16 protein-coding genes are annotated in these 21857 nt (G+C 68.9%); 3 read left to right on the top strand and 13 right to left on the bottom strand.

Annotated features, from left to right (window positions below; translation table 11 throughout):
- Positions 1-57: 57 nt before the first annotated feature.
- From GA0070612_RS17970 to GA0070612_RS17945, 6 genes are all read right to left on the bottom strand, one after another.
- Positions 58-1785 carry an IlvD/Edd family dehydratase gene (locus tag GA0070612_RS17970; RefSeq protein ID WP_088988953.1) on the bottom strand — a complete coding sequence of 576 codons (1728 nt, stop codon included), beginning with the start codon at positions 1783-1785 and terminating at the stop codon, positions 58-60.
- Positions 1786-1874: 89 nt separating this feature from the next.
- Positions 1875-2759 (bottom strand): carbohydrate ABC transporter permease, encoded by an 885-nt coding sequence (locus tag GA0070612_RS17965; RefSeq protein WP_088988952.1) that lies wholly within the window; start codon positions 2757-2759, stop codon positions 1875-1877.
- Positions 2760-3701 (bottom strand): carbohydrate ABC transporter permease, encoded by a 942-nt coding sequence (locus GA0070612_RS17960; RefSeq protein ID WP_088991582.1) that lies wholly within the window; start codon positions 3699-3701, stop codon positions 2760-2762.
- A 77-nt stretch (positions 3702-3778) separates the two neighbouring features.
- On the bottom strand, positions 3779-5119 hold the full coding sequence (locus GA0070612_RS17955; RefSeq protein WP_088988951.1) for an ABC transporter substrate-binding protein: 1341 nt from the start codon (positions 5117-5119) through the stop codon (positions 3779-3781).
- Between the two features lie 101 nt (positions 5120-5220).
- Positions 5221-7398, bottom strand: coding sequence for an alpha/beta hydrolase (locus tag GA0070612_RS17950; protein ID WP_088988950.1), 2178 nt, complete (start codon positions 7396-7398; stop codon positions 5221-5223).
- Between the two features lie 183 nt (positions 7399-7581).
- Positions 7582-8526 (bottom strand): LacI family DNA-binding transcriptional regulator, encoded by a 945-nt coding sequence (locus GA0070612_RS17945; RefSeq protein ID WP_231924232.1) that lies wholly within the window; start codon positions 8524-8526, stop codon positions 7582-7584.
- 694 nt (positions 8527-9220) lie between these two features.
- On the opposite strand from GA0070612_RS17945, the gene arfA reads away from it, so the two are divergent.
- Complete coding sequence (gene arfA, locus GA0070612_RS17940) at positions 9221-10729, top strand: arabinosylfuranosidase ArfA (RefSeq protein ID WP_088988948.1); 1509 nt, start codon at positions 9221-9223, stop codon at positions 10727-10729.
- A 98-nt stretch (positions 10730-10827) separates the two neighbouring features.
- Here the strand turns inward: arfA and GA0070612_RS17935 are convergent, their stop codons facing one another.
- The 7 genes from GA0070612_RS17935 to GA0070612_RS17905 form a co-directional block, all read right to left on the bottom strand.
- Positions 10828-12402, bottom strand: coding sequence for an alpha/beta hydrolase-fold protein (locus GA0070612_RS17935; protein ID WP_167393646.1), 1575 nt, complete (start codon positions 12400-12402; stop codon positions 10828-10830).
- Between the two features lie 315 nt (positions 12403-12717).
- Positions 12718-14235: an aldehyde dehydrogenase (NADP(+)) gene (locus tag GA0070612_RS17930; protein WP_088988946.1), complete on the bottom strand. Its 1518-nt coding sequence runs from the start codon at positions 14233-14235 to the stop codon at positions 12718-12720.
- Positions 14232-15443: a fumarylacetoacetate hydrolase family protein gene (locus GA0070612_RS17925; protein WP_088988945.1), complete on the bottom strand. Its 1212-nt coding sequence runs from the start codon at positions 15441-15443 to the stop codon at positions 14232-14234. Before GA0070612_RS17925 ends, GA0070612_RS17930 begins: the two co-directional genes overlap by 4 nt.
- Positions 15440-16621 carry a mandelate racemase/muconate lactonizing enzyme family protein gene (locus GA0070612_RS17920; protein WP_088988944.1) on the bottom strand — a complete coding sequence of 394 codons (1182 nt, stop codon included), beginning with the start codon at positions 16619-16621 and terminating at the stop codon, positions 15440-15442. The genes GA0070612_RS17925 and GA0070612_RS17920 overlap by 4 nt, the downstream gene beginning before the upstream one ends.
- Positions 16622-16629: 8 nt before the next feature.
- Positions 16630-17460 (bottom strand): carbohydrate ABC transporter permease, encoded by an 831-nt coding sequence (locus GA0070612_RS17915; protein ID WP_088988943.1) that lies wholly within the window; start codon positions 17458-17460, stop codon positions 16630-16632.
- A complete protein-coding gene (locus tag GA0070612_RS17910; protein WP_088988942.1) occupies positions 17457-18410 on the bottom strand; it encodes a carbohydrate ABC transporter permease in 954 nt (317 codons plus the stop codon). Before GA0070612_RS17910 ends, GA0070612_RS17915 begins: the two co-directional genes overlap by 4 nt.
- Positions 18411-18486: 76 nt before the next feature.
- Positions 18487-19680 carry an ABC transporter substrate-binding protein gene (locus tag GA0070612_RS17905; RefSeq protein WP_157742529.1) on the bottom strand — a complete coding sequence of 398 codons (1194 nt, stop codon included), beginning with the start codon at positions 19678-19680 and terminating at the stop codon, positions 18487-18489.
- 218 nt (positions 19681-19898) lie between these two features.
- Here GA0070612_RS17905 and GA0070612_RS17900 point away from each other — a divergent pair, with 218 nt between their 5' ends.
- Together GA0070612_RS17900 and GA0070612_RS17895 are read left to right on the top strand one after the other, a co-directional pair.
- On the top strand, positions 19899-20708 hold the full coding sequence (locus GA0070612_RS17900) for an IclR family transcriptional regulator (protein ID WP_157742528.1): 810 nt from the start codon (positions 19899-19901) through the stop codon (positions 20706-20708).
- A gap of 84 nt (positions 20709-20792) precedes the next feature.
- Positions 20793-21806, top strand: coding sequence for a hypothetical protein (locus GA0070612_RS17895; protein ID WP_197699173.1), 1014 nt, complete (start codon positions 20793-20795; stop codon positions 21804-21806).
- Positions 21807-21857 lie beyond the last annotated feature (51 nt).

The following is a 21857-nucleotide window of genomic DNA, read 5'->3' as shown; positions in this document are numbered from 1 at the left end:
CTGTTTCCGCAGAACCAGCCGGCCTGATGAGACAGGCTTTCGTGCGTCGCGGCGTGGTCAGTGCGAGTGCCGGGGCACGTCACTGCCGCTGCCGCCGACCAGGAAGTCCAGGTCGGCGCCCTGGTCGGCCTGGAGGACGTGCTCGCTGTACAGCCGTACCCAACCCCGGTCGGCGACCGGCGGTGGTGGTTGCCAGGCGGCACGGCGCTGGGCGAGCTCCGCGTCGTCGACCAGCAGGTCCAGGGATCGCGTCGCCACGTCGACACGGATCAGGTCGCCGGTACGCACCAACGCGAGCGGACCGCCCACCGACGCCTCCGGTGCCACGTGCAGGACACAGGTGCCGTACCCGGTGCCGCTCATCCGGGCGTCGGAGATCCGCACCATGTCCGTGATGCCGTCGGCGAGCAGCCGTCGTGGCATCGGCACGTTGCCCACCTCCGGGAACCCGGGGTATCCCCGTGGCCCGGCGTTGCGCACCACGATCACCGTGTCGGGGGTGACGTCGAGGTCCGGGTCGTCGGCCGCGACGACGTACTCCTCGATCCGGTCGAAGACGAGCGCGGGCCCGGTGTGGCTGAGCAGGTGGGCGGAGGCCGCGGAGACCTTCAGCACGGCCCCGGACGGCGCGAGCGACCCGCGCAGCACGACGGTGCCGGAGCCGGCGGGTTGGAACGGCTCGGCCATGGTGGCGATGACGTCCCGGTTCCAGCACTGCACGCCGTCGACGTTGTCGGCCACGCTCTTCCCGCTGACGGTGACGTGGTCCATGTGCAGCAGCGGGGCGATCTCCGCCATCACCGCCGGGACGCCGCCCGCGTAGGCGAAGTCCTCCATGAGGTACGTCCCGGAGGGCATGAGGTTGACCAGCATGGGCACGTCGGCGGTGAGGGCGTCGAAGTCCTCCAGCGACAGCGGGACACCGAGGCGTCCGGCAACCGCGAGCAGGTGGACGACAGCGTTCGTCGAACCGCCGATCGCGGCGTTGACCCGGACCGCGTTCTCGAACGCCTGCCTGGTGAGCACCGTGGACAACCGCTGGTCCTGCTCGACCATGGCGACGATCCGGCGTCCGGCGGCGTGGGCGAGGGCGTACCGCCGGGAGTCGACAGCCGGCACGGCGGCGGCCCCCGGGAGCTGCACGCCCAGCGCCTCCGTCACACAGGCCATCGTGGAGGCGGTCCCCATGGTCATGCAGTGCCCTCGACTGCGGGACATGCCGACCTCCGCCTCCGCGCAGTCGGCCGCGCTCATCCGACCCGCCCGCATCTCCTCGGTGAAGCGCCATACCACGGTGCCCGAGCCGATGTCCTGACCCCGGAACTTGCCGTTGAGCATCGGACCACCGGTCAGCATCAGGGTCGGCAGGTCGACGCTCGCCGCCCCCATCAACAGGCCGGGGGTGGTCTTGTCGCAGCCGGAGAGCAGGACCACCGCGTCGAGCGGGTTGGCCCGGACCGACTCCTCCAGCTCCATCGCCAACAGGTTGCGGTAGAGCATGGTGGTGGGCCGCATGAGGGGTTCACCCAGGCTCATCGCCGGGAACTCCAGCGGCAAACCGCCGCTCTCCCACACCCCCCGCTTCACCGACTCGGCCAGGTCCCGCAGGTGGGCGTTGCAGGGGGTGAGCTCCGACCAGGTGGTGGCGATGCCGATCACCGGACGACCGTCGAAGACATCGTCCGCGAACCCCTGGTTGCGCATCCAGGACCGGTGGATGAAACCGTTGCGGCCCTCCGCACCGAACCACTGCGCGCTGCGCAGCGGCCGATTCGTCGTCGACATCAGCAGACTCCTCTGTCATCAGTGCGCGCCGCGGCGGTTCGCGGCGATCCGTGAGCGGGTGGTGCGGTGGCTGGTGACACCGGTCCGGCCTACCGGAGGCTCCCGACGGACAATCCGCCGCGCCAGTGTCGTTGCAGGCTGAAGAACGCGATGATCAGCGGAATCACTGACACGAGCGAACCCAGGATGATGAGGCTCCACAGCGAGGTGCCTCCCGCGTTGTTCGCCGACGCGATGCCCTGCCAGAGGCCGAGACCGACGGTGACGGGGAAGAGCCGGTTGTCGGAGAGCATCGCCAGGGGCAGGAAGTAGTTGTTCCAGGACGCCACCGCGGACAGGAGCAGCACGGTGACCACCGCGGGCCGCATCATCGGAAGGGCGATCTGGAGGAACGTCCGCACCTCCCCCGCACCGTCCACCCGGGCCGCGTCCAGGAGTTCGTCGGGCACCGCGTCGCGCGCGTACACGTGCATCAGGTAGACGCCGAACGGGTTGAGCAGCGACGGGAGGATCACCGCCCAGACCGTGTTCGTCAGGCCGAGCCGGGAGAACATGATGAAGGTCGGGATGACCAGGGCGGTGGCGGGGACCATCAACGCGCCGAGCACGACCGCGAAGCTGAACCGCCGGGCGGCGAAACGGTACTTGGCGAACCCGTAGCCCGCCATCACCGCCAGGACCGTGGCGCCCACGCCACCCGCGATGGCGTACAGCGTGGAGTTGAGGATCCACCTGAGGTAGATGCCCCCGTCGTGGGTGAACAACTGCTTCAGGTTGCCGAGGTAGTCGACCTGGTCGGTGAACCACAGGGTGTTGTCGCCGCCGAACAGGCCGGCCGCGTCCTTGGAGCTGTTGACGATGACCCACCAGAACGGCACGAGGAAATAGATCACCAGGAAGCCGAGGAGGATCTGCATGGGGAGGTAGCGCTGCGGCCGGCGGGATCCGGCGCGGGCGCTCGTGGGGGCGGCCATCTACAGGAAACTCCTCCGCTTGCGGGTGAAGAACAGGAAGGCGTACACGCAGATGAAGACGATGCCGCCGAGCGCGAACGAGATCGCCGACCCGTAGTTGAAGTTGGCCAGCGAGAACGCCTGCTGGTACGCGTACATGTTGGGGGTGAAGTCGGTCCCGATCGTGCCCGCGGCGAGGTAGCGCAGGATCTGCGGTTCGTTGAAGAACTGCAGGGTGCCGATGAGCGAGAAGACCAGGATCAGGATCAGTGCGGGCGCGATCAGCGGGATCTTGATCCGCGTCGCGATCTGCCACCGCCCGGCGCCGTCCATCCGGGCGGCCTCGTAGAGCGTGGGATCGACGCCCTGCAACGCCGCGTACAGGATGATCATGTAATAGCCGGCCCACTGCCAGGTGACGACGTTGAGCAGGCCGTAGAAGATCAGATCACTGCTCAGAAAGTCCGGTGCGGTGGCGCCGAACAGCCCGAAGATGTCGGTGAGCGGGCCGAAGCCCTTGCTGTAGAGGAACCCCCACATCACGGCGCCGATGACCGTCGGAATCGCGTACGGCAGGAAGATCATCAGGCGGGAGAAGCGAGCGAACAGCGTGGTCACCGCGTCCAGGATGAGCGCCATCGCGAGCGCGAGGACGATCTGGACCGGGATGGAGACGAGCGAGAAGCGGATGACGAACCATGCCCCGGACAGGAAGCTCGGGTCGGTGAACGCCTTCACGTAGTTGTCGAAGAGGACGAAGCTGGTGCCGCCGATCAGCTTCTTCTGGAAGAGGCTGAGATACAACGCGTACGCGAGCGGCGCGATGAGGAACGCCAGGAAGACGATCCCGAACGGTCCGACGAAGAGCCAGCCCATCAGGTGCTCGCGGAGGTGTACCTTGCCACGGATCGTGCGTGCCTCGTTGCGAGCACCCGGTGCGCGCTTCTCGGTCAGGAGTGTCATTGTGGTCTCCGGGACGTGGACGCCGAGGGGTCGAGGGTGGGCCGCCCGTCCGCTGACGGTGCGGCCCACCCGTCCGGTCACTGAACGGTGAAGCCTTGTTCCTTGGCGTACTTCGCCACGTCCTCCTGGATCCGGTCCGCGGCCTGCGATCCGGTGATGGAGCCCTTGATGACCTCGCTGACCTGCTTCGTCATCGCGTCGAGGTAGTACTGGCCGAAGGGGGCGTACGCGACGCCCTTGTAGGCGTCGGCGGCCGGAACGTAGACCTCCTTGTTCGCCTGCTGGCCGTCGAAGAACGGCACCTTCAGGTCGATGAACGCGGGGTCCTTGAGGGCCGTGAGGTTGAGCGGGAAGATGATCTGGTTGGTCCAGCCGTCGGTGAGCGACTCCTTGTCGGCGTAGAGCCCGTAGGCGGCCTTCGCCGCCAGCTCCGGCTTCTTGGACTGCTTGGTCACCGAGAACGCCGACCCGCCCCAGTTCACCTGCACCGGGTTGGCCGCGTCCCACTGCGGCAGCGGCGCCACCGCGAACTTGCCGGTGTCCTGGCCCTTGCCGACGCCCGCGCCGGTCAGGTAGCCGGGCGCCCACGCCGCCGAGATGTACGTCGCGTAGTTACCGTTGATCACGCCGGAGATGTACTCCGGGGTGAACTGGTCCTGCGTCCCGACCAGGCCCTTCTTGGCGAGGCCACCCCAGTAGTCCAGCACGTCCTTGGACGCCTGGTCGTTGAGCTTCACACCGATCGACTTCGGCTGCGCCGGATCGAAGGTGAAGGGTGTGGCGCCCTTCTGGATCTGGAGCGCCATCAGGACCGCCGGGACGTTCGCGCCGAGGTCGCCGAACAGCGGGCCACCGGCGTCCTTGACCTTCTGCGCGGTCTGCTCGTACTCGGCCCAGGTCTTCGGCGGGGTGATCTTGTACTTCTCGAAGATGTCCTTGCGGTAGATCATGCCCATCGGCCCACCGTCGACCGGGACGCCGTAGACCGCGTCGCCGACCGACACGTCCTTCCAGGCACCCTCGCTGTAGTTGGCCTTGACCGCGTCGTAGCCGTACTTCTTGATGTCGACGAGCGCGCCCTGGATCTGGAAGGTCGGGATCCGGTCCGCCTCGACCATGATCACGTCGGGCGCTCCGGTGCCCGCCGAGATGGCGGTCTGGAACTTGTCGTACTCGTCACCGCCCTGCCCGACGTTGGTCCAGCAGACCTGCACCTCGGTGTTCTGCTTGTTGAAGTTGTCGACGACGAGCTGGGTGTTGGGGTACCAACCCCACATCGTCACGACCGGCAGTTCCTTCTTCGGGATGGTGTTCGTGCAGTTGCTCGCGTCACTTCCGCCCTCGTCTGAGGAGCAGGCGACGAGGCCGGTCCCGACCGCGAGCATGGCAACCGTGGCGAGTATCCGTCTTCTCTTCATTGAGGTGGTTCCCTTCGGGGTGGCGGTGCGGTGGCATCCGTGCGCCGGCGGCGCCACCGGGGCAGGAAGCCTGCTCCCGGTGGCGTCGCCCGCAACGGCTCCTAGCGCTTGAACAGACGCGGCGCCAGGTCGATGAGGTTCTTCTGCCACACGTCCCAGCCGTGCGGCCCGGGGGTCACCCCGTCGAACTCGTAGCGGATACCGAGGTTGTCCAACGTGGTCAGCGACGTCATGAAGCTCGGATACACGAAGTCGGTCTGGTCACCCACGTACAGGCGCAGCATCGTGGTGCCGCTGTTGATCGCCTCCACGTCGACCCCGGTGCCGCTGCCGAACCCGGCCGAGAACGCCGCGACGTAGGCGAACTCACCGGGGTACGACCGCAGCACCCCGAACGCCTGCCCGCCGCCCATCGACAGGCCGGCGAGCGCCTGCTGCGACGACTCGCTGGAGACGTGGTAGCGGGCCCGGGCCGTGGGGACGATGTTCTCCAACAACTCGCGGTTGAAGTTGGACGAGTTGCCGTTGCCCATCACGACCACCATGGGCGTCAGGTCGCCGTCGAGGAACTGGTTGTCCAGGATCTGCTTGGCGCGGCCCATCTCGACCCAGTCCGTGTAGTTCTGCCCACCGCCGTGTTGAAGGTAGAGGACGGGGTACGGCTCGGCGCGGCCCGGGTCGTACCCGGGTGGGGTCCACACCAGTGCCGTGCGGTCCTGACCGGCCACCGTGCTGGCGTAGGTCATGCTCTCGACCTTTCCGCCCTGGCCGGCGGGGACGTCCGACAGCAGGCGGGCCTCCGGACCGGGAATGAGGAAGGTGCTCCACATCGGTTCGGTGGTCACCTTCGTCGGGTTCGAGGTGTCCTTGAACGGGACCCGGTCGACGATCAGCCGGTAGTAGTAGAACCAGGGATCCAGAGGGCCCACCGTCGCCCGCCACCGGTCGCCGTCGCGGGCGAGTGGCACGCGCAGCCAACTGCCGCCCGGAGCGATGTTCGCCCACACGGTGACGTGCTGGGCGCCGGCGAACTCGGTGGTGGTCTCGAAGGTGACGAACCCGTCCTCGGTGACGAAGGGCGTCGGGGTGGTGCCCGCCGGCGGCGGGTTGAACTCGCCCCTCAGCTGACCGTGACCGGGGCTCGGCCCACGGTCGGACACGTGCTGGAACAGCCTCGGCACGAAGTCGACCAGGTTCTCCTGCCAGGTGTCCCAGTTCGCGCCACCGTCCGGGTTGACCCCGTCGGACTCGAACCTGACCTCGGCCCGGCCCAACGCCTTCGCCAACCGGTAGGTGGCGTTGTACGCCGGGTCGGTCACGTTGCCGGTGTAGAGGCGCAGCACCTTGACGGTGCGGTTGATCGCTGTGGCGTCCTTGCGGTCGACGTCCGGCACCGACCGACCGGAGAACCAACCGACGTAGCCGAACTGGGCCGGCTTGGCCAGCGCGGCCTGCACCGCCGCCGTCGCGCCGTCGGACACTCCGGCAATCGCCTGGTGTGCCGGATCGCGCAGGACCCGGTAGGTGCCGGCGACCGCCTTGCGGAGGTCCTTCAGGTCCTTGTCGCCGGAGCCGTCGGTGATCACGACCACCATCGGCCGCATGGTGCCCGCGGCCGAGAGGTTGTCGAGGATCTGCCTGGTCCGTCCGAGATCGAGCCAGTCGGTGGCGGCCACGCCGTCACCCGACTGCAGGTAGAGCGCCGGGTAGGCCTTCGGGCCCTTGGCCGCGTAACCGGGTGGTGTCCAGACCACTGCCGACCGCTGCCCGGCCCTGGTCCGGTAGGTCAGCGTCGTGACCTGACCACCGCTGCCGGCTGGCGCGTCGACCAACCAGCGTGCCGAGTCGCCCGCGACGAAGAAGGTGCTCAGCAGCGGGTCGGACGCGACACGGGTGTCGTTCGTCGGGTCCTTGATGCTCTTGGTGTCGTCGGCGGTGAGCTGGTAGTGGTACAGGCCGGGCTCGAGCGCGCCGAGAACGCCGGACCACACGTCGCCGCGACGGGTCAGGCCGAACTCCGCCGTGGTCGAGGACGGACCGAAGTTGCCCTCCACCACGACCTGCGACACCGTGCCCAGCTGCTGCTGGACGTAGGCGGCCGGGACGGTGAACGACGCGTAGCGATCCGGGGAGACGGTCAGCCACGGGGTGTCGGCCGCCGCCGCCGGTTGCGGTGCGAGCACTACCGCTGCGACGGCGATGACTCCGGCGGTGAAGGCCGCCTTGAGCCGGCGCCCACCCAGTCGGCGAAGGCGCCCATGGTACGGTTCGGTTGTCACGCTCCACTCCTCTCTGCGCCGGCTGCGGATGCGACCCGACTGGCCGGCTCGATTCACTGGTGGATCTGGCCGTGGTTCTGCGTTGACACCTCCTTCACCGTCCTGCCGAGGGCACGCCCGACGTGATCGCTCGGTGCGGTACGGCTTCCGCCATGGCTGGGCGGTCTCGTCGGCGGATGCGCATCACTGTCGTCCCGTGCTCTTCGGCGGCGCGGTCGAGCCGCGGACCACGAGGCTGGTCGGCAGCACCATGCGGTGCGGCCCCTCCCACTCGCCGGTGACCAGTGACTTCAGCATGCGCGCGGCTTCGTATCCCAGCTGGTACATCGATTGGTCCACAGTGGTCAGACCGGGTGTCGTCGACGCCGACTCCGGGATGTTGTCGAACCCGACGACGGACAGGTCCGCGGGGACGGAGACCCCCAGTTCCCTGGCGACCTCCAGGGCCTGGAGGGCCATCCCGTCGCTCGCCGCGAAGATCGCTGTCGGCGGCTCCGCCTGTTGCAGGAGGGCGCGCGCCAACGGGACCGCCGACTCGGGGTTGAAGTCCCCTCGGCCGATCAACGTCGGGTCGAGCGGGAGGCCGGCGGCGGTCAGCGCGGCCCGGTAGCCCTCCTCGCGGGACCAGGCCGCCTCCAGGCTGGACCGACCGGCGATGAAGCCGATGCGCCGATGGCCCAGAGCGAGCAGGTGCTCGACGGCGGCGGTGGCGCCCGCCAGGTTGTCGGCCATCACCGAGGGCCCCGTCGTGCCCCTCGCCGGGTCGATGGCCACCACCGGCGTACGGCTCTGCACCTCGCCCCAGGGGGTGACCACGATGCACCCGTCGGTCAGGGTGCCGGACAGGCGGGTCAGGTGCCGCCGCTCCCAGCCCTCCGAGTATGACCCGTAGAGGTCGCTGTTGGCGTAGACGATCAGGTCGAAGCCCGAGCGGCTCAGCGCCTTCATCGCCCCCTTGAGCACCTCGGCGGTGTACGACTGGAAGCTGTGCGTCACGAGGCCGAGGACGTTGGTGCGGCTGCGCCGGAGGCTGGTGGCGACCAGGCTCGACTCGTAACCGAGTTGCTCGATGGTCGAGCGGACATGCGCCACCGTGTTGGCGCTGACGCCGTAATGGCCGTTGACCACGCGCGAAACAGTCGCTGTGGAAACGCCGGCAACCCGAGCGACATCACTCATTGTCACAGGCGCATTGACCTCGGCCATGCCGCTCCCTCTGGACTGCAATCGTTATCGGTTACGTTTCCAGGGTGTTGCCAACGTAACGGACAAGTATTACGAACACAAGGCCTCTTCACTCTCGCGCCGACCGTCCTGACAGGACGACTTCGCGGTCATGAACACGCGTTCGCAAAGACCGTGGGCACGCTAACAACCATTGCCTCCAGCAACCGCCGACGGCGTCGTCGGTCACCATGGTTCGACGCGCTCGACGTCGAGACGCCGCCTCCCCGTCCGGACCATTCCGCCGCGACGGCGAGGCGGACACGACGCGACCGCGGCACGGACGATCGACCGGCGCGCAGGGACACCGCGCGCCCGAGCCGGGCCGGGGCGGCGTGCGGCGAACCGCTGGCGCCAATGTTGATCATGGGCATCGGATTCCCTACCGTAAACGTGATCGGTAACGTTTACATAGATCAAGAACGTAATCGGCGATCATGATGTTGTCCAGAGCTCGCACTGACCCCACCACCCCCGGGTCCGCGTCGCGGCGTCCACGTCGCGGCGGGACCCCGCCCGAAGGGAGCCAGCCCTGAACACCCACCTCGACGCGGCGCCGGAACCACCGTCCGGCACGGACCGTCCACTCCCCTACCGTCTGAGCCTCGACCCGCGCCGACGCGTCGCGCCGGTGCCCCGCCGGCTCTTCGGCTCGTTCGTGGAGCACCTCGGGCGCTGCGTCTACACCGGCCTCTACGAGCCGGGGCATCCGACGGCCGACGCGGACGGCTTCCGGCGCGACGTCCTCGACCTCGTCCGGGAACTGGGCGTCACCACGGTCCGATATCCCGGCGGCAACTTCGTCTCCTCCTACCGATGGGAGGACGGCGTCGGCCCGGTCGACCAACGGCCCGCCCGGCTGGACCTCGCCTGGCACAGCCTGGAGACCAACGAGTTCGGGCTGGACGAGTTCATGCGCTGGGTCGGCAAGGCGGACGTCGACCCGATCATGGCGGTCAACCTCGGCACCCGCGGCACCGCCGAGGCCGTCGACCTGCTCGAGTACGCCAACCACCGCGGCGGCAGTCACCTCGCCGACCAGCGGCGCGACAACGGCGCCACCGATCCGTACGGAATCAGGCTGTGGTGCCTGGGCAACGAGATGGACGGCCCGTGGCAGGTGGGTCAGCGAAGCGCCACCGAGTACGGGCGACTCGCGTCGCAGACCGCGAAGGCCATGCGCCGCTTCGATCCCGACCTCGAACTCGTCGCCTGCGGCTCGTCACACCTCGGCATGCCGACCTTCGGCGCCTGGGAACGTGACGTGCTCACCGAGGCGTACGACGACGTCGACCTGATCTCGTTGCACGCCTACTACCAGCCGGTCGACGACGACCTGGCCAGCTTCCTCGCCTCCGCCGAGGACATGGACCGATACATCGACGCGGTCACCGCCATCGCCGACTCCGTCGGGGCGATCCGCCGGTCCACCAAGAAGATCATGATCGCCTTCGACGAGTGGAACGTCTGGTACCAGTCCGCCGCTCCCTCCAACCCGCCGAGCGGCGAGGACTGGCCGGTCGCCCCGCCCCTGCTGGAGGACCACTACAGCGTGGCCGACGCCGTCGTGGTCGGCGGCCTGCTGATCAGCCTGCTGCGGCACAGCGACCGGGTGACGGCGGCCTGCCAGGCTCAACTGGTCAACGTGATCGCACCGATCATGACCGAGCCGGGCGGCGCGGCCTGGCGGCAGACCATCTTCCACCCCTTCGCCCGGACCGCCCGGCACGCCCGGGGAGCCGTGCTCGACGTGCTGCGCGACGGCAGCACGACGTCCACCGACCGCTTCGGCGAGATCGCCGCTGTCGACGCGGTCTCCACCTGGGACGACGAGACCGGTGAGATGACGGTGTTCCTCGTCAACCGCGTGGTCACCACCCCGGCCGAGGTGACGGTGGATGTCACCGGCGCCCGGCTGGCCGGCATCATCGAGTGCGTCACCGTCGGCGGCGCCGACCTGCACGCCAAGAACACGGCCGACGGCCCGGACCACGCCGAGCCGCGTCCCAACGGCGCGGCCCGCAGCGCCGACGGCGGCGTCCAGCTGACCCTCCCGCCCGCGTCCTGGACCATGCTGCGGCTTCGGGCCACCGACGTGACCACGTGATCGGCTGACGAACCACCCCGGCCGCGTACACCCTGGGTTCACCAGGGGGTACGCGGCCGGGGCTTCCCCACCACAGGGAGTTCGCCGTCGAGCCGGGGTTACCGGGCGTCGACGGGGGAGCTGTGGGAACCGTCGAAGAGCTTGTCGCCCTGGTACCGGGCGACCACCGGGGCGTCCAGGTCACCGTGGAGGATCGTCTTCAGCCGGGCGACACCGTTGTGCACCCGGGCCGACCCGAGACGCCGGTCGCCGGCGGAGAACTCGACGGTGCCGGAGGGCGCGGCGGCGCCGGTGCTGACGGCGTCGACGGTCGCGGTGGCGGTGACACTGGTGTGGCGCGAGCCGCCCACGGGTGCCGCGGTGACGTCGAGACCGGTCGTCGTGGCGCGGAACGCCAGGGTACGCAGGTAGTGGTTCAGCAGCGGACGCCATACGTGCCAGGTGTGCACGCCGGGCACGTTGTACTCGTCCAGCTCGACACCGGCGGCCCGCAGGGCGGCGGCGTTACGCTGCGAGTTCTCGGCGATGTTGCCCAGGCGGTCCTGGAGCCCGGTGCCGATCATGATGCCGCCGGCCACCGCCTTCATGCTGTCGATCTGCGCCGGGGTGGCGGCCGGACCACCCGCGCTCCAGGCGGCGTGGTAACCGAACAGGTCGGTGTGCTGGTACATGATGGTGTACGCCCGACTGCCACCGGCCGAGAAGCCACCGAATGCCCGGTCCTGCGCGCGGGTGGACACATGGTAGTTCTGCTCGACGAACGGGAAGACGTTGTTCCGCAGCTCGTCGACGTAGCCCTCGTTGCCGCCGGGCAGCCCGTTGAAGTCGGTGGAGACGATCACCATCGGCTGCGCCGCCCGATCCTTGATCGCGTTCTCCAGGATGAGGTGGGCGACGCCCTGCATCGTCCAGGCCGTGGAGTGGTCACCACTGCCGTGGCTCAGGTAGAGGGTCGGGTAGGGCTCCGCCCGGTCGGGGTCGTAGCCGTGCGGCGTGTAGACGACGATGTCGTGCGCTCCGGCCGGGTTGGTGGACAGCGGCGACGGGTACCGCCGGGACTCCAACCTGCCGATCCGGGCGACCGGCGCCTGGTAACCGGTGTCGTAGGTCGGAAACGTCCTGCTGGTCGGCACGTAGATCGTGCTGCGTACCGCGCCGGGCGCTCCCGGGTACTGCGGCTGGATCTGCCACCGGTTCGCCGGGTCGTCGTGCAGGGTGCAGCCGGTGCCGAGGGCGTTGGCGCAGTCGTGGGTGAACGCGTAGCGGAAGGTGCCCGCCGGCAGCGGCGTGGTGAACGTCCACACCCCGTCGGGGCCCTTACGCATGGGCAGGATGTGCCACGGGGTGGCCGCCACGTCGCCGGGCTGCCACTCGGTGGGCGGCCGGGCGTCTCCGCAGTCCTGGCAAGGGATGTTCTCCGGGCGGGAGAAGAACCAGTCGCCGTAGACGTGGACCTGCTGGACGTCGTCGGGCGCCCGGTACCGGAACGTGACCTCGTACCCGGTCGGCGGTTTGTCGGTGCGGGTGACGGTCGGGCCCAGCGGGGCGGGCGGCGCGGCCGACGCCGCGGGAACCGCGACCGTACCGGCCGCGACGGTGACGGCGGCGAGCAGTGTGATCACCAGCCGACGGCTCGGCGACGACGTCGGGGGACGGGGTGTGGCGACGGACATGTTTCCTGCTCCCTCTTCGGCGTGTGGTCGGACCGCACCGAGCAGTCGACCAACCATTCGATGGTGAGGTGAACGGATACCAGGAACGGGCAATGTCGCTGTGCGAGCGCTAACATCTGGCCCTGTCCAGAACAGAACCACGAAATACGATGACGGTCAATGACTCATTTTGCCGAGCGATAACACGGCAATTGTGGGCACCGAACATCGGCACCAGGACGACCGGCGCGAATCTATCCGGGATCAATTCGCAGAACTGCTCGCCGGCCGACCTGGCACCACCGAACAGGCGTGCGGCGACGACCTACCTCACGACTATTCGCCCTTCGATTCCAGCCTCCCGTCCACTCGACGTGGAATGGCGGTGTACTCGTCTCGAAGCTCCTCGGGGAGGACCCACTCCGGGGCGTCCTGCCACGCCAGCGGGCGCAGGAACCGCCGGATCGCCGTGGCGCCCACCGAGGTGTGTACGGCGTTGGTCGACGGCCAGGGTCCGCCGTGGTGCTGGGCCCAGGAGACCCGGACACCGGTGGGGTACCCGTCGAAGACGATGCGGCCGGCACGGCCGGCGAACACGTCGACCAGTCGACGGACCACAGCGGCCTGGTCGGCGGGCCCACTGTGGATGGAGCCGGTCAGCGACGGTGGGACGGTCGCCAGGGCGGCGTCGAGTTCGGTGACGTCGCCGTACCGGACCACGATCAGCAGCGGACCGAAGCACTCGTCGGCGATCTCGGCCGTCAGCTCCGGCAGGCCGACCTCCAACAGTGTCGGCGCGACGGTGAAGCCCTCGCCGGGCTCGACCCGGGGTCGCGCCGCGACCCGGGCGCCGGCTCGTTCGAACGCCGCCGCCTGCTTCTCGTAGGCGTCCCGGATGCGCTCGTTCAACAGAACCGCGCCTCCCGCCGAGGTGACCCGCTCCCGCAGCGCGTCGACCAACTCGTCACCGGCCCGGTCGGACGGAACGAACGCCAGGCCGGGCTTGGTGCACAGCTGACCGCCCGACGCCGTGAAGGAGGTGAACAGGCCCTCGGCGATCCGGTCGCTCCGGTCGTCGACCGCCCCGGGCAGGACGACGATCGGGTTCACACTGCTCAGCTCGGCGTAGAAGGGAATCGGATCGGGTCGTTCGTCGATGGCAGCCTGAATGGCACGGGCGGCCCCGACGGACCCCGTCAGGGCGGCCGCGCGGATCGCCGGGTGCCGCACCAGTGACCGGCCCGCCTGCTCCCCGTACACGATGCCGATCACGCCCTCGGGGCCACCCAGGTCGCGGACGGCCGACTCGATCGCGTCGGCGGAGGCCTGCGATGTCAGCGGGTGCGACGGGTGGGCCTTCAGGACGGTGGGACACCCCGCGGCGAGCGCGGCGGCGGTGTCGCCCCCGGCGACCGAGAAGGCGAACGGGAAGTTACTGGCCCCGAACACGGCCACCGGTCCGAGGGGTACGAGCATCCGTCGCACGTCCGGGCCCGGCCCGATGGGGGTGTCGGCGGCGTGGTCGATGGCCGCCTCGACGTACGCCCCGTCGCGCACCACGTCGCCGAACATCCGGAACTGGAGCGCCGTCCGCGTGAGTTCCTGGTTGAGCCGCGCCGTGCTGAGCCCGGTCTCGGCCTCGGCGACCGCCACCAGGTCCGCCCGCCGGGACTCCAGGGACGCGGCGATGCGGTCGAGCATGTCCGCCCTGCCGAGTCTGCCCAGCCCGGACAGCCACTGCGCGGCTCGGGACGCCTGGTCGGCGACGGCCTCCAGCCGAGACTCGTCCGTCTCGCTGAGATCCGTCGAGCGCCGCCGGCCGTCGCGTGGGTCGACCGTGATGACCACGTTCACAGCAGTCCTCTCCTCACCAGATTGCCCATCAGATCGCGGACGCCGAAGTGCCAGGGCTCGCACTCCTCCGCGTGCCACACCCGGTTGACCAGTGTGCCGAGCGCCGGGCAGCTGATCCGTACCACGTCGTCGACCTTGTGGGTGAAGCCCTCACCGGGGCGGTCCCGGTCCTGGATCGGCGCGAACATGGTGCCGAGCATCAGGGCGGCGCCGTCCGGATAGTGGTGGTGCGGGCCGATCAACTGCCGCACCAGCTCCTCCGGGTCACGCGACATCCGCGTCATCTCCGAGACCGCCTCCAGCAGGAAGCCGTCCACACCGCTGACCTCCAGGCTGACCTCGAGTTCGCGCACCTGGGCCATCCCGAACCGCTCGTCGAAGAGCCGGATCAGGGGACCGAGGGCGCAGGAGGCGTTGTTGTCCTTCGCCAGCGGGAGCAGCAGCGCCGAACGACCCTCCACGTCCCGCAGGTTCACGTCGTTGCCGAGGGTGGCGCCGACGATCCGCCCGGTGGACGCGACGATGAGGGTGACCTCGGGTTCCGGGTTGTTCCAGGTCGACGCGGCGAGCACCCCGACCGGGACGGCGGTGCCGACGGCGGAGAGGACCTGCCCCTTGGTGAAGATCTCGGCGTCCGGGCCGATCCCCACCTCCAGGTACTGACTCCACATGCCCTCGGCGACCAGCAGGCTCTTGAGCCGGTCCGCCTCCGGCGAACCCGGAGTCAGGCTGTGCAGGTCGACGCCCACGTCGGCGAGCATCCGGTGACGGATGTCCGCGGCGAGGGCCAGATCTCCGCGCGCCCGTTCCTCGATGACGCGTTCGATCATCGAGATGGGGAAGGTCACCCCGGCGGCCTTGAGTACCTGGAGGTCGACCGGGGCCAGCAACCAGGGCCGGGTGCGGTCCCGGGTCGCGGCCTCCGTGTTGGCCAGGATCCCGGCGAAATCCCCGACCGTCGGCCCGTCGAGCCCGGCGACCACCGCCGCGGGATCGGGCAGTTCGCAGATGTCCCGGACGGTCGGGAACTGACGGCTGACGTCGATGACCAGGCCGTCGCGGACCGTCACCGGAGTCGGACCCTCGACCGCCGGATCCCAGACGCGGCCGACGAGGACACTCGCGTCGGCGTCGTCCGGCAGCGCCTCGACGGCGGTGCCGGACCACCTCGCGTCCAGGGCGGCCCCCCGGGGCCGTGGCACCGTCATGAGCCGCTCTCCAGGTTGAAGAAGGACCGCTCGTCGCGAGGGCGGATGTCGTAGACGGCGTCCTCGAACATCCGCAGCGGATGCGGTGTGAACGGATGCTCCTCGATCGCCGCGAGGTTCAGCTCGATGCCCAGCCCGACCCCGGTGGGGATCAACACGTCTCCGTCGGCGGTCAGCACCAGCCGCTCGTTGGTGATGTCGGGACGCCAGGGGACGTCCGTCGCCATGATCTCCAGATACCTGAAGTTCGGCAGTGTCGCCCCGAGTTGCAGCGTCGCGGCCGTGCTGAGCGGGCCGCTGGGGTTGTGCGGCGCGAACCCGACGTAGCTGGTCGCGGCGAGCGTCGAGATGAAGGCCAGCTCGGCGATCCCCCCGGCGTGCGTCACGTCGGGTTGGACGAAGTCGACAGCCTGACGGGCCAGCGCCGGCGCGAAGCCCTGCCGGCCGTACCACCGCTCCCCCGCCGCGATCGGCACGGGCGACGAACGGCGGATGTCGACGAGCGCGTCGAGATTGTCCGGTGGGCAGGGTTCCTCGAACCACACCGGGTCGAACTGGGCGATCTCCTTCGCCACCATGACGGCGTGCCGGACGTCGAAGCGTCCGTGCCCCTCGACGAACAGCTCGATGTCACGGCCCACCGCGCCACGGACCGCGTCGAGCTGGGCGAGCACCCGGTCCAGTTGCCCGGTGGTGATGGTGAGGTCGTAGTTCTCGAACGGATCCCACTTGAGGCCGCGGAAACCGGACTCCACGGTCCTGCGCGCCGCCGCCGCGTAGTCCTCCGGCGTGACGGCGCCGGAGAACCAACCGTTCGCGTACGCCCGCACCCGATCCCTTGTCGCGCCGCCGAGCAGTCGGGAGACCGGCACGCCGAGGTCCCGCGCCGAGATGTCCCACAGGGCCATCTCGAACGAACTCAGCGCGGTCATGACGACCGGTCCGCCGCGCCAGTACCAGTTGCGGGCGAGCTCGTAGAGGGTCTTCGAGATGCTGGTGGGGTCCAGCCCCACCACCGCTTCGGCGAGCTCGGCGACGGCGCCCTGGACGGCCCGTTCCTTGCCTTCCAGGGTGGCCTCACCGAGCCCGACGATCCCCTCGTCGGTGTGCACGCGCACGATGACGAGATTCGTGCGGTAGAAGTCGACGACCACCGTGTCGACGGAGACGATCTTCATGTTTCGGCTCAACCCTTCACCGCACCGGCGGTCATGCCGGACACCACGTACTTCTGGACCAGGAGGTAGAAGGCGACGGCCGGCAGTGTGAACAGGAAGGCGACGGCCATCACCGTCTGGATCGGTGTACCCAGTTCGCCGATGAAGTTCGCGATGCCGACGGACGCCGGTTGCAGGTCCGGGTTGAAGATGAACGTCACCGCGAACACGTACTCGTTCCAGGCGTGGAAGAAGGCGATGACCGCTGTCGCCGCGATCGACGGGGCGATCAACGGAACGTTGATGCGGGTCAGGGTGGTGAAGGGTCGGGCGCCGTCGGCACGTGCCGCCTCCTCCAGTTCCCTCGGGATGCCGTCGATCGCACCCTTGAGGATCAACGCGACGATCGGCAGGACGAAGGCCGAGTTCACCAGGACGAGGCCGGTCAGCGAGTCGAGCAGGTCGAAGCGGCGGAACAGCGCGAACAGCGGCACGACCATGAGCGCCTCGGGGAGCATCTGCGTGAACAGCAGCACGACGGTCAGCACGGCCTTGCCCCAGAACGAGAACCGGGACAGCGCGTAACCGAGCGGGATGCCCAGGCCGACGGAGAGGACCATCGTGCCCAGGGCGATCACCAGGCTGTTGAGCAACCACCCGGCCGCCTTGCCCTCGGCCAGCGCGTCGACGAACACCCCGAACTGGCCGAGGTCCGGCGTGAGCCGGGGCCGGTCGGCGAAGAGGTCGCCGTTGCTCGACAGCGCGGTGACGAACATCCAGTACAGCGGGAACACCGCGATGCCCAGCACGACGAGTACGGCCACGATCCGCGCGGTGATCCCGAACCGGAAGCGCCTCATCGGACGTCCCCCTTCTCCACAGCACGCGCGACCAGTCGGCTGCCGATGATGACGATGAGCGAGATGACGACGCCGACCATCCCGATGGCCGCCGCCGATCCGAGTTCCTTCGAGTCGAACGCCTGCGAGTAGAGGTCGATGACGAGCGTCTCGGTGGCGCCGACCGGTCCACCCTTGGTCATCAGCCAGATGAGTTCGAACCGGCGCAGCGACCAGATCGTCATCAGCAGGGCGAGCAGGCCCACGGTCGGCTTGATGACCTGCCAGGTGACGGCGCGGAAGGTCGCCCAACGCCCGGCGCCGTCGACACTGGCGGCCTCGTTGAGCTCCTGGGGTACGGACTGCAGTGCGGAGAGCAGCACCACTGACGTGAACGGAAACAGCTGCCAGATGGTCGTCGCGAGGACCGCCGGGAGCGCGTAGCGGGGGCTGTCCAGGATGGCGCCACCCGGCACGCCGAGGCCCACCGCGTCGAGGAAGCGGTTCACGATGCCGTACTGCGCGTTGAGCATCCAGGTGGCGATGAGCGCGACGGCGATGCCCGGAGCGGCCCAGGGAACGGTCACCAGTGCCCGGGCCACACCGCGGCCCCGGAAGTTCCTGTTGAGCAGGAGCGCGACGCCGAGCCCGGCGCCGATCGCGCCGACGACGCAGGCGACGACGTAGACGAAGGTGATCAGCAGGGTGCGGTGGAAGTCGGGGTCACCGAAGATCCGGTGGAAGTTCTCCAGCCCGACCCACTCGCTGCGGGTGGGGTTGAGCAGCCTCGTCCTGGTGAAGCTGAGGTACACCTCCTGGGCGAGGGGCACCGCCTGGAAGACGAAGATGAACAGCGCGGCGGGGGTCAGGAACAGGTACGGCGTCCACTTGCTGCCGAGAGGGCTGGGTCCACGCCGCGCCCGGGGTCGGGGGGATGTCTTCGGTGCTCCGGTCTGCTCGAGCACGGTCATCGGATTCGATCCTTCTGGGAAAGGACGCTGCCGGCGCACGGCCCTTCGCGCCGGCAGCGTCGCCTCTGTGGAGCTGTCAGCGGACCAGCTCGGTCGCCTGTTGCTGGGCGCGGTCCAGCGCCGACTTGAGGTCGGCCTTGCCCTGCAACGCCGCGATCACGTTCTGCACGACCACCTTGCGGATGTCCGGCGTCTTGGCTTCGAACCCGAGGACGATCTGCGGCAGGCTGGTGTCGGTGAGACCGTCGAAGACGGGGAGGAACGGGGTCGCCTTGAGCGATTCGGCGCTGCGCTGCGTGGTGGTGGCGACGCTGCTCGCGCCGAGGATCTCCTGCAGCTTCACCTGGTTCTGCGGCTCCAGGGCCCACTTGATGAAGGTGGCCGCCTCGTCCTTGTTCTCGCTCGCCTCGTTGATCACGATGGGCGCCAGGATCGCGCCCTGCTTGCGCACCGGGAACGGGATCGGCGCGACGGTGAAGTTCAGCTTCGCGTTCTGCCCACGCGTCGCGGTGACGTATCCACCGTTGTTGAGTTCCATCCCGACCTTGCCCTCGGCGAACATCCGCCGGAAGGTCGCGGCGTCGGCGCCACGCGGGATGACGTTGGCGTCGTACAGGTCCTTGTACGCCTGCAGGCCCTTGAGGTTCTCCGCCGAGTTGATCGTCAGGTTCTTACCGTCGGACCACGCGCCGCCGAAGCCGTAGACGTAGTTGAAGATGTCCTGCCACACGCCGGCCTCTTCGGCCTCCGTCTGTCGGAACGCCAGGCCGTAGACGTCACCCTTGGTCAGCGACTTCGCGGTGGAGGTGAACTGCTCGTAGGTGGTCGGCGGCGTCGGGATCAGATCCGCGTTGTAGAACATCGCGTAGTTCGACGCCTCGAAGATGTAACCGTGCCGGACACCGTCGTGGACCATGAACTGGTCCGGCTGCTTGAGAAGGTCGTACGTGCCGGCGTCGATCATCTTGTCGAGCGGCGCGACGAGACCGGCGTCCGAGGCGGCCTCGAACTCGGGCATGTCGAAACGGACCAGGTCCGGCCCCTTGCCGCTGCCCATCTGGGTCAGCACCGTCTGGCCGAAGGTCGGGTAGGGCACCGCGGCGGCGGAGACCTGGACCTTGTCCTGGCTGGCGTTGAACTCGTCGAGCCACTTCGTCAGCTGGGGGCCGCGGCCCGGGTCGCCGAAGGTCGAAGCGGCGAAGGTCAGTTTGGTGACGCCGTCACTTGAGCCACCGTCGGAACCGCAGCCGGTCAGGAGAGCGGCAACCATTCCGAGGGCACATGTCGCACCGGCAATGCCGAAACGAGCGCGTCGATTACCCATAGTTACTCCACTGTTACGAGTCAGCGTCGTGCCGATTAATTTGCAACGATCGTAGCGTCATGTGCAACGAAGTCAAGTGGCGATTGCACATCGCGTGAACTATATTGCGTAATACGCAATGGCAGCGGCGGCACCAGACCGGCGCAGCGAGGGGAGACAGGGCCTTGGCGCAATCGATTCGCCGCGCGATCGACCTCATCCGTCGATCGGCGGAGCACCCGCTGTCGCTCACCGAGGCGGCGGACGTGCTCGGCGTGCACAAGTCCACGGCCCTACGCATTCTGCAGACACTGGAGTCCGCCCGCTTCGTACGCCGCACCGGCGCGGGCACCTACGTGCTCGGTAGCGGGGTCATCGAACTGTCCGAACTCGCGCTCGGCTCGATGGACCTGCGCCAGTTCGCCGCCGCGCACCTGCGGGCACTGCAACGGGAGACCAGCCACACCGTGCACCTGGCGCAACTGACCGGCGACGAGATCATCTATATCGACAAGGTGGACAGTCCGGCGTTCGACGCCGTCAAGCTGCCGTCGCGGGTGGGACGCGCGGTGTCGATCTACGCGAGCGCCGTCGGTAAGACGATCCTTGCCTACCTGCCCTCGGCAGAGCGCGACCGTCTTCTCTCCCACGTCGTGTTCGAGAGGTTCACCGACACCACCTTCGCCGACCAGGAATCCCTCGAAGCCGAACTCGCCCGCATCCGCGAGCACGGCTGGGCCACCGACAACGGCGAACACGACGCCTACGTCAGGTGTATCGCCGCACCCGTCAGGGACTCGCGGGGCCAGGTCATCGCCGCCGCCTCGATGACGGCCATCGAGGTCATCGCCAGCCTCGACACGTTGAAGCAGGCACTGCCGCTCCTGCTGGAGACCGCGAACCAGATCTCGTCCGAGTTGGGATACACACCAACGCCGTCCGCGCACGCGGACGACTCCGGTGACGGCGACCGGGCGCTCAGCTCACCCCGCTGACCCGCTGCCCACGTCTTACCCCGCAATCGGGTTGTTCCGAGTGTCCACACGGGTGACCATGGTCGGCATGGCGGGAACCCGGATGTGAGATCACCACTTCAGGGCGGGATGCCGCTCAGGGACGCGGTGGTCGGCGCCGTCGTGGAGATCGCCTGCGACGAGTCCGGATTCTCCGGCACCAACCTGCTGCGATCCACCGCCCCGGTGATCACGCACGCGAGTGTCGACCTGACCGTCGACGAGGCCGTCGCGCTCATCACCACCCTGCGGTCGGGCTTCCGGTTCTCACCACACGAACTCAAGTCGGGGCGGTTCCTGCGCGGCTCGGGCGCGGACGAGGCCCTGGGGTGGCTCCGGACGGAGCTGACCGGGCGCACGCACGTCCACGTGATCGACAAGGAGTTCTTCCTCGTCACCCGGATCGTCGACCTCCTGCTGGTCGAGCCGTCGTACGCGGCCGGCACCCGCCTGGCGAGGCAGCACCTTCCGGCCGCCGTCGCCCTGCACGCCGACAGACACTCGGCCGGCAGCGACTGGGACGCCTTCCTGACCGCGTTCGTCGACTGTGTCCGGATGAAGCGGCGGCTGCCGGTCCACCAGACGGTGCAGCGGTTCTTCGAGGCCCGCGACGCGCTGCTCCGACACCGCCTCGGCCCAGCGGCCGACGAGGTCCTCGACGCTCTCCGCCCGGACCACGTACGGGCCGTCCTGGGCAGGCTGGACGACGACGACCGGTCGATTCCCCCACCGCTGGAACCGCTGCTGCCGGCGCTCGCGGAGACGGTCCTGTCCTGGAGCGGTGGGCGGCGGCAGGTGCTGGTGACCCACGACGAACAGAGCGCCCTGACGGCCGATCGGTTGACCCGCCTCCAGCGGGTGCTGGCCGACGGCAGCAGACGGGCGGCGGGCACCGGACCGGCCGAGGCGTTGCCGGTGGGTGTGTCACCGCTCGCCGGGCTGGTGATGGTCGACTCTCGCGACGACCCGCGCGTCCAGGTCGCGGACCTCGTCGCCGGGGTGGCCCGACGGATGCCGGAGATCATCGACGACGCCCTCCGGCAGCCACCTCCGACGCCGCCGGGCGCCGCGCCCTGGTGATCTGGCCCTGCTCGGCCCTTACCGTCAACCCACCACAGAGGATCCGTTACT

The organism is Micromonospora chokoriensis, assembly GCF_900091505.1.
GTDB lineage: Bacteria > Actinomycetota > Actinomycetes > Mycobacteriales > Micromonosporaceae > Micromonospora > Micromonospora chokoriensis.
Note: the sequence above shows the minus strand (reverse complement) of the source record. Positions and strands in the feature narration are given on the sequence as shown.

Excerpts from the sequence above, each read along its gene's own strand:
- GA0070612_RS17970 (WP_088988953.1), bottom strand. The coding sequence starts at position 1,785 with ATGTCGACGACGAATCGGCCGCTGCGCAGCGCGCAGTGGTTCGGTGCG.
- GA0070612_RS17965 (WP_088988952.1), bottom strand. The coding sequence starts at position 2,759 with ATGGCCGCCCCCACGAGCGCCCGCGCCGGATCCCGCCGGCCGCAGCGC.
- GA0070612_RS17960 (WP_088991582.1), bottom strand. The coding sequence starts at position 3,701 with ATGACACTCCTGACCGAGAAGCGCGCACCGGGTGCTCGCAACGAGGCA.
- GA0070612_RS17955 (WP_088988951.1), bottom strand. The coding sequence starts at position 5,119 with ATGAAGAGAAGACGGATACTCGCCACGGTTGCCATGCTCGCGGTCGGG.
- GA0070612_RS17935 (WP_167393646.1), bottom strand. The coding sequence starts at position 12,402 with ATGTCCGTCGCCACACCCCGTCCCCCGACGTCGTCGCCGAGCCGTCGG.
- GA0070612_RS17925 (WP_088988945.1), bottom strand. The coding sequence starts at position 15,443 with ATGACGGTGCCACGGCCCCGGGGGGCCGCCCTGGACGCGAGGTGGTCC.
- GA0070612_RS17920 (WP_088988944.1), bottom strand. The coding sequence starts at position 16,621 with ATGAAGATCGTCTCCGTCGACACGGTGGTCGTCGACTTCTACCGCACG.
- GA0070612_RS17915 (WP_088988943.1), bottom strand. The coding sequence starts at position 17,460 with ATGAGGCGCTTCCGGTTCGGGATCACCGCGCGGATCGTGGCCGTACTC.
- GA0070612_RS17910 (WP_088988942.1), bottom strand. The coding sequence starts at position 18,410 with ATGACCGTGCTCGAGCAGACCGGAGCACCGAAGACATCCCCCCGACCC.
- GA0070612_RS17905 (WP_157742529.1), bottom strand. The coding sequence starts at position 19,680 with ATGGTTGCCGCTCTCCTGACCGGCTGCGGTTCCGACGGTGGCTCAAGT.